The 13367-nt window shown below is 75.8% G+C and carries 11 protein-coding genes; 8 read left to right on the top strand and 3 right to left on the bottom strand.

Translation table 11 applies throughout. The features are described 5' to 3' along the window. Nucleotides 1-49: 49 nt before the first annotated feature. Entirely contained in the window at nucleotides 50-1474 is a 1425-nt protein-coding gene (xylB, locus tag BX266_RS05035) for a xylulokinase (RefSeq protein WP_099897713.1), read from the bottom strand. A 181-nt stretch (nucleotides 1475-1655) separates the two neighbouring features. Between xylB and xylA the strand changes: the two genes are divergently transcribed. Beyond that, nucleotides 1656-2822 carry a xylose isomerase gene (gene xylA, locus BX266_RS05040; protein WP_099897714.1) on the top strand — a complete coding sequence of 389 codons (1167 nt, stop codon included), beginning with the start codon at nucleotides 1656-1658 and terminating at the stop codon, nucleotides 2820-2822. A gap of 94 nt (nucleotides 2823-2916) precedes the next feature. Here xylA and BX266_RS05045 read toward each other — a convergent pair whose 3' ends face one another. Beyond that, on the bottom strand, nucleotides 2917-4077 hold the full coding sequence (locus BX266_RS05045) for an NAD(P)/FAD-dependent oxidoreductase (RefSeq protein WP_099897715.1): 1161 nt from the start codon (nucleotides 4075-4077) through the stop codon (nucleotides 2917-2919). A 103-nt stretch (nucleotides 4078-4180) separates the two neighbouring features. On the opposite strand from BX266_RS05045, the gene BX266_RS05050 reads away from it, so the two are divergent. The 6 genes from BX266_RS05050 to lanL all read left to right on the top strand — a co-directional run bounded on the left by BX266_RS05050 (nucleotide 4181) and on the right by lanL (nucleotide 11595). Next, nucleotides 4181-4813, top strand: coding sequence for a TetR/AcrR family transcriptional regulator (locus tag BX266_RS05050; RefSeq protein WP_099897716.1), 633 nt, complete (start codon nucleotides 4181-4183; stop codon nucleotides 4811-4813). Nucleotides 4814-4823: 10 nt separating this feature from the next. Continuing rightward, nucleotides 4824-5186: a hypothetical protein gene (locus tag BX266_RS05055; protein WP_099897717.1), complete on the top strand. Its 363-nt coding sequence runs from the start codon at nucleotides 4824-4826 to the stop codon at nucleotides 5184-5186. Nucleotides 5187-5381: 195 nt separating this feature from the next. Beyond that, nucleotides 5382-5870 (top strand): dual specificity protein phosphatase family protein, encoded by a 489-nt coding sequence (locus tag BX266_RS05060; RefSeq protein WP_099897718.1) that lies wholly within the window; start codon nucleotides 5382-5384, stop codon nucleotides 5868-5870. Between the two features lie 511 nt (nucleotides 5871-6381). After that, nucleotides 6382-8676, top strand: coding sequence for an MMPL family transporter (locus BX266_RS05065; RefSeq protein ID WP_099897719.1), 2295 nt, complete (start codon nucleotides 6382-6384; stop codon nucleotides 8674-8676). Between the two features lie 196 nt (nucleotides 8677-8872). Next, complete coding sequence (locus BX266_RS38380; RefSeq protein ID WP_180290385.1) at nucleotides 8873-9040, top strand: SflA family class IV lanthipeptide; 168 nt, start codon at nucleotides 8873-8875, stop codon at nucleotides 9038-9040. A gap of 2 nt (nucleotides 9041-9042) precedes the next feature. Next, nucleotides 9043-11595 carry a class IV lanthionine synthetase LanL gene (gene lanL, locus BX266_RS05070; protein WP_099897720.1) on the top strand — a complete coding sequence of 851 codons (2553 nt, stop codon included), beginning with the start codon at nucleotides 9043-9045 and terminating at the stop codon, nucleotides 11593-11595. Nucleotides 11596-11602: 7 nt separating this feature from the next. Here the strand turns inward: lanL and BX266_RS05075 are convergent, their stop codons facing one another. Beyond that, the gene (locus tag BX266_RS05075; protein WP_099897721.1) at nucleotides 11603-12028 is read right to left on the bottom strand and encodes a nuclear transport factor 2 family protein; all 426 of its coding nucleotides are present in this window, start codon (nucleotides 12026-12028) and stop codon (nucleotides 11603-11605) included. Between the two features lie 200 nt (nucleotides 12029-12228). Here BX266_RS05075 and BX266_RS05080 point away from each other — a divergent pair, with 200 nt between their 5' ends. Beyond that, nucleotides 12229-13200: a PQQ-binding-like beta-propeller repeat protein gene (locus BX266_RS05080; protein WP_180290386.1), complete on the top strand. Its 972-nt coding sequence runs from the start codon at nucleotides 12229-12231 to the stop codon at nucleotides 13198-13200. The last annotated feature ends 167 nt before the right edge of the window (nucleotides 13201-13367 follow it).

The following is a 13367-nucleotide window of genomic DNA, read 5'->3' on the forward strand; positions in this document are numbered from 1 at the left end:
GTGCCGGACCCCGGCCCGGCGCGGCGGCCCGGGGTCCGGTGCGTTCCTGCTACCGGTTGCCGGCGCCTTGCAGGGCGGCCGCCTGCGAAATGGTAGTCGCGATCCGTTCGAGTGCTGCGTCGTCCCGTTCGAGCGCGGGGAGGACCGGCCCGTCGGCGGTGCCCCAGCGGCGGGCGACGGCGTCGGCGCTCTCGCCGGTGAGCAGCGCGGCGGCCTGCGCGGCCGCGCCGAGGGCGACCAGTTCGCGGGCGGCGGGCAGTTGGACGGGACGGCCGGAGAGCCGGCGGACGGTGTCCTGCCAGGCCCGGCCCTGGGCGCCGCCGCCGATCAGCAGGATCGGCTGCGCGGGGTCGGCGGGGTCGCCGTCCACGGCGAGGACGTCGTCGAGGGCGGCGAGCAGCGAGTACGCGGCGCCGTCGTAGGCGGCCTGCAGGAGCTGGCCGGCGGTGGTGTCGTGGCGCAGTCCGTGCAGCAGTCCGCTGGCCTGCGGGAGGGCGGGGGTGCGTTCGCCGTCGAGGTAGGGCAGCAGGACGGCGCTGCCGCCGGGCTCGACGGCCTGGCGGTCGCGGCCGAGCAGGGCGGCGACCTTGTCGACGGCCAGGGTGCAGTTGAGCGTGCAGGCGAGCGGCAGCCAGCCGCCGAGGGCGTCGGCGAAGCCCGCCACGGTGCCGGTCGGGTCGGCGGGGCGGTTGCGGGAGACGGTGTAGACGGTGCCGGAGGTGCCGAGGCTCAGCACCGGGACGCCGGGGGTGAGGCCCAGGCCGAGCGCGGCGGCCATGTTGTCGCCGGTGCCGGTGCCGACCGGGGTGCCGGGGCGCAGCGGCCCGCCGGGAAGGGCGTGGCCGGCGGCGGCGCCGGCGGGGGCGGTGGCGGGGAGCAGGGCGGGGTCGAGGCCGATCGCCTTGAGCACGGCGGGGTGCGGGCCGTCGGGGGTCCACCAGCCGGTGCCGGAGGCGTCGCCGCGGTCGGTGACGGCGGCGCCGGTGAGGCGTTCGGTGAGGTAGTCGTGCGGGAGGCGGACGGCGGCGGTGCGTTCGGCGCTGGCGGGTTCGTTGGCGCGCAGCCAGGCCCACTTGGCGGCGGTGAAGGACGCGCCGGGGACGCTGCCGAGTTCGGCGGCCCACCAGTCGGCGCCGAACTCCCGCACCAGGTCGGCGGCCTGGGGTGCGCTGCGGACGTCGTTCCAGAGCAGGGCGGGCCGGACGGGGTCGCCGGCGGCGTCCAGGGTGACGAGTCCGTGCTGCTGGCCGCCGATCGACAGGGCCTGCGCGCGGTCGGCCCAGCCGGTGGCGGCGACGGCCTCGTTCAGGGCCTGCCACCACTGGGCGGGGTCGCTCTCCTGCCCGTGGCGGGAGTCGACCCGGTGGACGGCGCGCCCCTCACCGAGGATCCGGCCGGTCTCGGCGTCGACGGCGAGTGCCTTGGTGGACTGGGTCGAGCTGTCGACACCGATCACCACCTGCGGTTGTGCCATGGGTCGTGCTCCTGTCTCGGGTCGTCCGGCCGGGGCCGTCCGGGGGTGCGGTGCGGGTGTTTCCACGTGGGGGCTTCCCTCGCGGGCTCCGTCATATTAATTTGTAGTTCGGCCTGACGAATAGCCCCCCGGCCGAATCCTTCGGCCGAACCCCGGTCGATCACAGCGTTTGGAGTACGCAATGAGCCAGCTCACCCCCACCCCCGCCGACAAGTTCACCTTCGGCCTGTGGACGGTCGGCTGGCAGGGCCGCGACCCGTTCGGCGACGCCACCCGCCCCGCCCTGGACCCGGTGGAGACCGTGGAGAAGCTCGCCGAGCTGGGCGCCTACGGCGTGACCTTCCACGACGACGACCTGATCCCGTTCGGCTCCTCGGACGCCGAGCGCGAGACGATCGTCAAGCGCTTCTCGGCCGCCCTGGCCTCCACCGGCCTGCGGGTGCCGATGGCCACCACCAACCTGTTCACCCACCCGGTGTTCAAGGACGGCGCGTTCACCGCCAACGACCGCGACGTGCGCCGTTACGCGCTGCGCAAGACCATCCGCAACATCGACCTGGCCGTGGAGCTGGGCGCCACCGTCTACGTCGCCTGGGGCGGTCGCGAGGGCGCCGAGCACGGCGCGTCCAAGGACGTCCGGGTCGCCCTCGACCGCCTGAAGGAGGCCTTCGACCTGCTGGGCGACTACGTCACCGAGCAGGGCTACGACCTGCGCTTCGCGATCGAGCCGAAGCCGAACGAGCCGCGCGGCGACATCCTGCTGCCGACCATCGGCCACGCGCTGGCCTTCATCGAGCGCCTGGAGCGCCCGGAGCTGGTCGGCCTCAACCCGGAGGTCGGCCACGAGCAGATGGCGGGCCTGAACTTCCCGCACGGCATCGCGCAGGCGCTGTGGTCGGGCAAGCTGTTCCACATCGACCTGAACGGCCAGTCCGGCATCAAGTACGACCAGGACTTCCGCTTCGGCGCGGGCGACCTCCGCCAGGCGTTCTGGCTGGTCGACCTGCTGGAGTCGTCCGACTACCAGGGCCCGCGGCACTTCGACTTCAAGCCCCCGCGCACCGAGGACTTCGACGGCGTGTGGGCCTCCGCGGCCGGCAACATGCGCAACTACCTGCTGCTGAAGGAGCGCGCCCTGGCGTTCCGCGCCGACCCCGAGGTCCAGGACGCCCTGCGCGCCGCCCGCCTGGACGAGCTCGCCCGGCCCACCGCGGCGGACGGCCTGGCCGCCCTGCTCGGCGACCGCAGCGCCTTCGAGGACTTCGACGTCACCGCCGCCGCCGAGCGCGGCATGGCCTTCGAGCACCTCGACCAGCTGGCCATCGAGCACCTGCTCGGCGCCCGCTGACCCCACCCCCCGGATCCGGCCGGCCCCCACTCCCGGGGGCCGGCCGGTCCGCGTCCCGGCCGAACGGCCGGGCGCACCGCGCCGCGGGTCGGGATCACCCGCCGACCCGGGTCCGGCCCTCCGCCTCGGCGGCCCCGGCCGCCGGGAGCACGCCGGGGCGGTAGGTGTAGAGCCAGCTGGTGGCGCGCGGGTACATCCGGTCGAACAGCAGGGGCATCGCGGTGTCGCGCAGGCGGGCGGCGAGCGGCCCGGCGGTCTTCGCGTCCCGGTTGGAGGCGGCGGCCTTGGCGAGCCGGCCGGCCCGGGCCTGGCGTTCGCGGTCGAAGGCGGCGAGCGCCGCGGCCCGGCCGTCCGGCGCCGCGCGCAGGGCGAGCGCCAGCGCGACGGCGTCCTCCAGGGCCATCGACGCGCCCTGCCCGGCGCCGACGGGGTGCGCGGCGTCGCCGATCAGGACGGCGCGCCCGTCCTGACGGCGCGTCACCGGCGCCAGCACGTGGAACACGGTCGCCGCGTCGATGCCGCGGGCCGCGCCGAGCACGCTCAGCGGCACCTGCTCGCCCTCGAACAGCTCGGCCAACTGCGGCACGTCCAGGCGGATTTCAGCGGGCTCGACCGGCGCGGCCAGCTGCGCGCACCACCACACCGTGCCGTCCGGGGCCGGCAGGTGGACGAAGGTGCCGCGCCGCCCGTAGGTCATGTTGAAGGTCCGGCCCGATCCGGCCGCCGCCGCCCGGTCGGCCAGGCCCGCGACGCTGTAGAGGCCCGCGTACCGCGGCTCGGGCCCGGACGGGTCGAGGGCGCGGCGGACGACGGAGCGCAGCCCGTCCGCGCCGACCACCAGGTCGGCGGTGGCCGCCGGGCCGTCCGCGGGCCCGGCGAGGCGTTCGCCGGTGACGATCCGGGCGCCGGCGCGCTCCGCCTCGGCGCGCAGGGCGGCGACCAGGTCGGCCCGCATCAGGGTGATGCTGCGCAGCGGGTCGTCGGCGGTGCGGCCGCGCGGCACGTCGCCGAGCAGCTTGCCGCGCCCGGACCACATCCGCTGCCGGTCGACCTCGAAGCCGGCGGCGCGCACCGCGTCCAGGCAGCCCAGCGCGTCGAGGGCGCGCAGGCCGTTGACGGCCAGGCTGAGGAAGGCGCCGACCCGGCCGGCCGGGTCCGGGTACGCCTCGTAGACCGTGACCTCGGCGCCGATCCTGCGCAGGGCGATCGCGCTCGCCGCGCCGGCCACTCCCGCTCCGATGACTACTGCTTTCATGACTCCACCCCTCGTTGAATCCAGCTTCAATGAATCAATATTCACTGAACTGGACGTCAGTATGATGTCGGTTCCGACGGCGGGTCAAGAGAGGGACGGGCACATGGGCGTTCGCCAGGCACAGGCGGCCGAGACCAGGGCGGCTCTGCTGGACGCGGCGCGCCGCCAGTTCGTGGAGCGCGGCTTCCTCAACACGAAGATCACCGACATCACCGCCGCCGCGGGCCGGGCCACCGGCTCGTTCTACGCGCACTTCGCCGACAAGGACGAGCTGCTGCAGGCGCTGCTGGAGGACGTCCGCGCCCAGGCCCGCGCGCAGGTCGTCGCGGGCGGCCACCCCCGCGACCACGACCTCAGCGACCGCGGGCAGCTGCACGCCCACATCGACGCGTCCTGGCAGGCGATGCGCGACAACCTGCCGGTGGCGGTCGCCCAGTTCGAGTCCACCGTCGCCGAGGGCCCCCGGTCCGGCCGGGCCTGGCAGCGGCTCACCGAGGACACCGCCGTCCTGCGCGAGCACCTCGAGTTCCTCCGCGAACGGGGCCACCCGCTGCCCGGCGATCCCGCCCTGCTCGCCCCCGCCATGGGCGCGATGCTCGGCATGCTCTCCTACGCCCTGCTCACCGCCCCCGACCCCGCCCACCCCGACGCCGAAGTGGTCGACACCCTCACCGACCTGCTGCTGGGCGGCCTGGCGGGACCGGCCGGCGGACCGGGCGCGGGGCCCCGACCGTAAACTCCTGCGCATGCACCGCACCCTCACCGAGCACGCCCGGTGCCTGTACGGCGACGAGTACCGGCCGACGCCGGAGTGCTCGCGCCCGCACGACGAGGCGTACTTCCTGGAGGAGCTGACCTTCGCCCCGCCGGAGGCGATCCTCGCCATGCTGCGCGAGCTGAGCCCGCACGTGGTCGACGGCCTCCTCCCGGTCCGGATGCGCAACCTGGCGTACCGCCTGCTGCTCCTGCAGCGGCCGGACGAACCCGAGTTGATGCGGGAGGCCGCACGCAGCCTGTGGTCGCACGGTCCGGACTGGGACCACCTCGCGGCCGAACTGGAGCGCCGCGCCGACGCCCTGACCCGGCACGGCGGTCCGGCCGGGCGGTAGTGCTAGCATCTGCGCCGTCGACCGCGAGCCGCCCGCCGCGTCAGTGCGGGCAGGCCCGGTCGACGGTTCCCGGGCGTCGCCGCCCCGGTCCGCCGTCCGGCCGACCGCAGGGCTGACGCCGCGTCGACTGCCGTGTCCGCTCCCGGCGTTCGACGCCTGCTCGCGCCACCCACGTCGACCGGAGGTCCGTCCGCCATGCGCCCCACCCTGTTCACCGTCTACCGGCCGGGTCCCGGCCGGCTCAGCACCATGGCCCGGCCGCGCGGGGGCGACTGGCTGGCCGACGAGCTGGCGGGGTTGGCCGCCGCCGGGGTCACCGACCTGGTCAGCGCCCTGACGCCGGCGGAGTGCGCCGAGCTGGGACTGACCGCGGAGCCGGAGCTGGCCCGGGCGGCCGGGCTCCGTTTCACCGCGCTGCCGATACCCGACCGCACCACCCCCGTGCTCTCCCACGTCATCGAACCGGTACGGGAGTTGACGGATCGTCTGCGGAGCGGCGGCCATCTCGTGGTGCACTGCCGGGCCGGGATCGGCCGGTCCTCGCTGCTGGCGGCGTCCGTGCTGGTGCTGGCCGGCACGGACGCCGACACCGCGTGGGAGCTGATCGGGCGGGCCCGCGGCCTGGCGGTGCCGGACACCGCCGAACAGCGCGCCTGGACCGACCTGCTGCCGCCCCGGGGCTGACCCGGCGTCAGTGGTGGAACAGCCGGAGCCCGGTGTGCTCCGGCGCGATGCCGTGTTCGGCACAGGCCGCTTCGACCTCGGCGGAGCGCAGTGGGCCGCCGGGTTCGGCGATCGCGGTGACGCCGTGGCGCCGGGCGTGGTCGACCTCGTCCCGGAACGGCAGGCAGCCGTCGGAGACGAAGGCGACGTCGGTGAGCTCCGCCCGCCGGACGGCCCGGTCGGCGCGGTCGAGTTCGGCAGGCGCCCGCCGCGGACGGCCTCGCCGAACCGGGCCCGCTCATCGGGCGTCAGGTCGCCCTCCGGGGAGCGGATCTGCCGAGCCGCAGGTCCTTGCGGGCGCAGCGGCAGTCCGCCGCCGGGCAGCGCCGGGGCGGCGCGCCCCGGGCCGTGCGCCGGGCGTTCGGGTGGGTTCGGCCGTGTCGCGCCGCGGCCCGCCGGAACGCGCGGACCGGCGTGCTTACCGTGGGTGCCCGTCCCCGCAGGTGGCGGCGGTGCGTCCCTGGGAGGGTCGATGTCCTCGTCCGTGTCCCCGCCGGGTGGGTCCGACGACGGTGCCGGGTCGGTCGCGCCCCGGGGCCTGCTGTGGCGGCTGGGCCGGTGGTGCGCCCGCCACGCGGTGGTGGTGATCGTCGGGTGGCTGGTGGTGCTGGCGGGGGTGCAGGTCGCCAACCGCGCGGTGGGCGGCGAGTACTCGGACGACTTCTCGCTGCCGGGCTCCCAGGCGCAGGAGGGCGGGGACGTGCTGGCCGCCCACGAGCCCGCCGCGTCCGGGACGAGCGCGCAGGTGGTGCTGTACGACGGGCAGCCGCTGACGGACTTCCAGTCCCAGGTGGACCAGGCGGTGACGAACCTGCAGCACCTGCCGCACGTGCTGTCGGCGCAGAACCCGCTGCCGCCGCAGGGGCAGGCCCCGCCGCCGGGCGGGCCGCTGTCCGCGAACGGGCAGACCGGGTACATCACGGTGCGCTTCGACGGGGCGCCGGCGACCTTCGGCGACGACTACCTGTCGCAGGTGGACACTGCGGTGGCGCCGCTGCGGCAGGCCGGGGTGCAGGTCGAGTACGGCGGGCCGCTGGGCGAGTTGGCGCGGCCCGCGCCGGACGACCGGGTGAGCGAGCTGATCGGGTTCGGGGTGGCGGTGCTGGTGCTGCTCGCGGGCTTCGGCAGCGTGATCGCGGCGGGGCTGCCGCTGGTGAGCGCCCTGGTCGCGGTGGTGGTGGGCCTGGGGCTGCTGGGCCTGCTGGCGGCGCTGTCCACCTTCGCGACGGTCGCTCCGACACTGGCGACGATGATCGGCCTGGGCGTCGGCATCGACTACGCGCTGTTCCTGCTGACCCGTCACCGGCAGAACCTGATGGACGGCGCGGACCCGCCCGCCGCGGCCGGGCACGCGGTGGCGACCAGCGGCCGGGCAGTGCTGATCTCCGGCTGCACGGTGGTGATCGCGCTGGCGGGCCTGTCGGTGTCCGGGATCAGTTTCATGGCGAAACTGGGCCTGGCCGCGGGCGTCACCGTGGTGACGGCGGTGTGCGGGGCGCTGACCCTGCTGCCCGCGCTGATGGGCCTGATCGGGCGGAACATGGACCGCTTCGCCGTCCGCACACCCGTCGCGGAGGGCACCGTTCCTGACGAACCACCAGATTCCCCGGAGTCCTCGGACGGAGCGGAGGAGGCGGCGGGCGGCGGCATGTGGCACCGGTACGCGCGGAAGGTCGAGCACCGGCCGTGGTGGTACCTGGCGGCGGGGCTGGTGACGGTGCTGATCCTGGCGGTGCCGCTGCCGTCGATCCAGCTCGGGCACATCGGCGACGGCGCGGACCCGACCTCGTTCACCGACCGGCGCGCCTTCGACCTGATGTCCTCGGCGTTCGGCCCGGGCTCCAACGGCCCGCTGACGGTGGTGGTCGACCAGACCTCGGTGCCGTCGTCCGACCGCGCGGCGCTGGCCTCCTCGGTGCAGCAGGCGCTGACGGGCGTGCCGAACACGGCGAGCACCGCGCCGCTGCAGACCAGCTCCGACGGCGACGTGCTGTTCACCACCGTGACGCCCGCGCAGGCCCCGCAGGACCAGAAGACCACCGACCTGGTCGGCCACCTCGGCGACACGGTGCTGCCGGACGCGGTGGCGGGCACCGCCGCGGCCACCTACGTCACCGGCACCACGGCGGCGCAGGTGGACTTCCTGGACATCGTGGCGAGCCGGCTGCTGCTGATCATCGCAGTGGTGGTGGGCCTGGCGTTCCTGATCATCCTGCTGGTGTTCCGCGCGCCCCTGGTCGCGCTGAAGGCGGCGGTCCTCAACCTGGTGTCGATCGCCGCCTCGTACGGCGTGCTGGTGGCGGTCTTCCAGTGGGGCTGGGGCGGGCCGGCGCTCGGGGTGGCGGGCAAGGTGCCGATCGAGAGCTACGTGCCGATGATGATGTTCGCCATCGTGTTCGGCCTGTCGATGGACTACGAGGTGTTCCTGCTCTCCCGGGTGCACGAGCGCTGGGTGGTCAGCGGCGACAGCCGGGGCTCGGTCGCGCACGCGCTGGAGACCACCGCACGGGTGATCGGCTGCGCGGCGCTGATCATGGTGAGCGTGTTCGCGGCGTTCATCGTCAGCGACAACGTGGTGATCAAGATGATGGGCCTCGGCCTGGCCGTCAGCGTGCTGATCGACGCCACCGTGGTCCGCCTGCTGATGGTTCCGGCCGCGATGACCCTGCTGGGCCCGGCGGCCTGGTGGACGCCCCGCTGGCTGGACCGGATCCTCCCGCACGTCGACACCGAGGGCAGCAACCTGACTCCGCCGAGCGGTGGTTGACGCCTCCTCGGACGCCTCCCCGCACGGTGTCCGGGTGCGGCCGTGCGGTGGAAACGGCGAAATCTGACCTCTTGTCAGGTTCACCGTTCCTCCCTACCTTCGTGGTCCAGGACCGCTGCCCGACCGGGCGACGCGGTCCACGGCCGCCGCGGACCCGCGGCCCGGCCGGACGCACGACACGACCTGGAGGCGTCACATGCCCGTAGCCACCCTCGCCGAGATCCGCGACGCCGGACCGCTGGTGGTCGACGACGAGACCCTGCTGTTCGAGGACGACGACCGGGCCGAACTCGACCCCACGGCCTGCCTCGCCGACCCCTGGGTGACCGCCACCACCCGCATCGCCTGCGACTTCAACTCCTGACCGTGGCCGGGCCCATCGCCGGCCGCCGCCACTGGTCCGACGACACCTGGTCGTACCTGACCGACCCGCGGATGCCGGCGATGGAGCACGGCTGGAAGCTGCACGTCACCGCCCGCCCGGCCACCCTGGACGCCGTCACCGCCCTGGTCCTGCCGGTCCTGGAACGGCACGTCTGCCACGCCAAGTGGGCCCGCGACCAGGCCACCCTGCGCGCGCTCAACTCCGGCGCGAGGAACACCGCCTCGGTCGGCAAGGCGGTCACCGTCTACCCCGCACCGGGCGAACTCGTCCCGCTGGCCGCCGAGTTGGTCGAGCTACTGCGCCACCACGAGGGCCCGCCGATCGTCAGCGACCGCCGGATCGACCCCAACTCGCCGGTGTACTACCGCTACGGGCCGTTCACCGCCGAGTACCGCACCGGCCGCGGCGGACGCCTCGAATCGGTCATGACCGGCCCCGACGGCCGCGTCTTCGACGGCCTGGCGAGCGCCGCCTACCGCTGCCCCCCGTGGGCCGAGGACCCGTTCGCCCGCCGCACCCCCGTCGCCGCGCCCACGGCCGGCTTCGGCGGCGGCCGCTACCGCGTCACCCGCGGCATCGCCCGCAAGGCGCACGGCAACGTGTACCGCGCGATGGACCGGATCACCGGCCTGCCGGTGGTGGTCAAGCAGGCCCGGGCGTACGTCGCCGAGGACGAGAGCGGCGCCGACACCCGCGACCGGCTCCGCAACGAGCGCGCCGTCCTGACCCGGCTCGACACCGCCGTCGGCGTGCCGCGGGCCCTCGACTACTTCCGGCACCGGGCCGACGAGTACCTGGTGATGACCAGCTGCGGCGACCGCGACCTGCGCCGCGACGTCCACACCCACGGGCCGTACCCCGCCGCCGAATCGGGCCCGCGCAGCCTGCCCGCGCTGGCCCGGCGGCTGCTCCACCTGCTCGACGGGATCCACCGCAGCGGGGTGGTGGTCCGCGACCTCAAACCGGACAACGTGGTGCTGGACGCCGACGGGCGCTGCCACCTGGTCGACTTCGGCATCGGCGCGATCGACGGCCACGGCCCCGACGGCTCCACCCCCGGCTACAGCTGGCCCCCGTACCGCACCGGCGCTCCCGCCGAGCCCGCCGACGACTACCACGCACTGGGCGCGACCCTGCACTTCGCCGCCACCGGCCTGGACCCGGTGATCCTCGACGCCGACCCGGGCCGCAACCGCGAACTCACCCTGCGCTGCCTGGAGTTCGCCCTCCCCGACCCGGCCTGCCGGCGGATCCGCCGCACCCTCGCCGAACTCACCGACCCCGATCCGGTCGTGCGCACCGCCGGCGCGGCCCACCTGCGCGAAGGAGCGTTCGCCCCCGACCCGGCGGCCCGCCCGGCGGGTCGCGGGCGGGAGTCCGGGCCCTCGGCCGACCTGCTAGGCGCGATCATCGAGCACACCCTCGCGCGCTGCGTCGACGAGGCGCACCGGATCGCCCACCCGGAACGGTTCGGCGAGGCCGCCGTCCCCGCCCCGATCGACCTCTACGGGGGCGCCTCCGGCCTCGGCCTGGAACTGCTCCACCACCGCGACCGGCCGGGGGTCCGCGCCACCGTCGACGTGCTCGCCGACTGGACGGCTCGCCAGTCCCGCACCCTGCCACCGGGGCTGTACTCGGGTCGGACGGGCGTCGACCTGTTCCTCACCGCCGCCGGGGCCCCGCCGCGGCCCGCCCCGCCCGAACTGCCGACCCGGAACCCGGACGGGGGGCCGCCGGAGGCCGACCTGATCGACGGCGACGCCGGCATCGGCCTGGGCCACCTGCTGCTCGCCCACCACCACCCGCCGGCCGCCGACCGGCACCTCGCGGTCGCCGCGGCCTGCCACCACCGCCTCACCACCGGCCTGGCCCGGCTGACCCCCGTCACCGCGCCCCGGCCCGGCGACGCCGCCCTGGCCCAGGGGCTCGCCCACGGGGACGCGGGCGTCGCGTACTTCCTCCTCGAGTACGCCCGCGCCACCGGCGACCCGGCCGCCCTCGGCGACGCCGAACGGGCCTGCGCCGCGCTCGCCGCCGCCACGCCCGCGCTGCTCGCCGCCGCCGACCGCCCGTCCGCGAGCCGCCGTTACGGCTCCTGGTGCCGGGGCCTGGCGGGCATCGGCACCGTACTCGCCCGCGCCGCCGACTGCTTGGACTCCCCCGGCCACCGCGCCCTGGCCGAGGCGTGCGCCCGCTCCTGCCTGGCGCTGGCCCCCCGGATGCCGCTGGTCACCCAGTGCTGCGGCCTGGCCGGGGTCGGCGATCTGATGCTCGAACTCGCCCCGGAGTCCGAGGAGTTCCACTCCGCCGCGGGCACCGTCGCCGCCCTCGTGCTGGCCCGCGCCGGCGGGCCGCCGACCCGGCCCGTCTTCCCCGACCCCACCCTCACCCGGAGCGCCTTCCCCTACGCCACCGGCACCGCCGGCGTCCTCTCCTTCCTCCGCCGCCTCGGCGACCCCACCGCCCCTCGCCTCGGCATGCTCCCGCGCGGGCGCACCGCCGGGGACGGATCGGGGTCTCGGGCGCGGGAGTGACACCGGATCAGCCGGTGGCGGGGGCGGCGGCCAGCATCCGCAGCAGCGGGGTGACGTCCCGTTCGAAGGTGTGCTCGCGGAGCATGGTGGTCCAGCGGCCGTTCTCGTGACGCCACACGAACAGGTAGCGGCCGGGTACCCCGTCCTCGTTGCGGTGCATCACGATCGTTCCCCGGTCGCCCTGCCGCGAGGTGCGCACGAACTCGACGTCGTCGACGTCCGTCCCGATCCGTTCGCCCCGCTCGCTCAGTGCCCGGAACCGGGCCATGAAGTGCGCCTTCGTCAGCACGGCCACCTGGCCGGCCTCGTCGGTCCTGATGTTCCGGAACTCGGGGTCGTACAGCGCGTCGAGCGCCGCCACGTCCGTGGCCAGACCGGCGGCCAGGTACTCCCGCATCCGTGCGACCAGCGTCTCGTCCAGGGTCTCGCTCATCGTGTCCTCCACCTCGCCGGCTCTCCCTCGGGGGCGGTCCGGCCCCGTGGTCTCCACTCTGGCCCGGCCCGGTGTCGGCGCACCGGCAACTCGCTGTCGGCCTCCCTGCACGGCGCTGTCACGGCCTGTCGTATCCTGTCCGGTTCGCCTTCCGGCGTACGCCGACCGCGGTCGGCCGGGCGTGCGCAGGGACGGTCACCGTGGTCGTGGAACTGTGGGAACGGGCGCTCCACCAGCGGGGCGGGAGCTCGAAGGTGCTGGTCTCGGACGGACAGGTGGTGGTGCACGAGCGGAGGTCCCGGCTGGTGTGCCTGGATGCGGCGGACGGCACCCTGCGCTGGGACCGCCCGGTGGGCCCGTGGCCGCGCGCGCTGGTCAACGCCGGCGGCCGGGTGCTGGTGGTGTCGAACGACCGGTTGAGCTGCCTGGACCCGCGGACCGGCGATCCGCACTGGCAGGTCGGCCTCCCGCGCTGGAGCGCCCACGTGGCGGTCGCGGACGGCGCGGTGCTGACCGGCGGCTGGCGCGGGTACACGGCCCCCGCCGCCTTCGACCTGGCGGACGGCCGGCCCCGCTGGACCTCGCCGGCGCGGTCCAGGACCGAACTGCCGGTCGCCTGGGCAGGCGGGTTCCTGCTGGGCGACGGGCCCCGCGCCTGGCTGCTCGACCCGCGGGACGGGCGGGAGGCGGCGTCCTGGCGGCTCCCGCTGCCGCTGGCCGGCGCCGACGGCGGCGCGGTGTTCACCGTCCTCGACGAGGACCGCTGCGTGGCGGTCTGCGGCAGCCGCACCCTCGCCGTGCTGCACCGCGGCGGCCAGGTCGAGCTGCTCCGGCCGCACCGCCATCCGCTGCTGGGCGGGGCGCCGCTGCGCGCGGACGGCCTGCTCTGGCTGCGCGAGGCCCGGCCCGGCGGCTGGGTCGCGGTCGACCCGCTGGACGGGATCCCCTGGCGGCGCACCGCGCTCCCCGGCCGGCCGGTGGCCGCGGGCGTGGTCCGGACGGCGGGCGGCGTCGCGGTCGCGCTGGAGGACGGCGCACTGCTGCGCGCGCCCGGAGTGCCGTCGCCCGCCGGACGGGAGCGGGTCGGCGACCGGATCGCGGCCGTGCACGAGTTGGGCGCCGACCGGCTGCTGGCCGTCACCCGCAGCAGCCTGCGCGCCTGGCAGCTCTGACGCCCACACCCCCGGGCCCCCGTTCGCGCAGGTCGCGCTCGACGCCTCCGGGCCCGACCGTCACCGCCACCGCCACCGCCGGGGCCTTCGGCGAGCGCCTCGCCGCCCCTGAACGGCGGCCCGTGTTCGCCCGCGCCAGCCGCCCGGAACTGCCCTGACGGCCCGTC

Source organism: Streptomyces sp. TLI_171 (assembly GCF_003610255.1).
Classification (GTDB): Bacteria; Actinomycetota; Actinomycetes; order Streptomycetales; family Streptomycetaceae; genus Kitasatospora.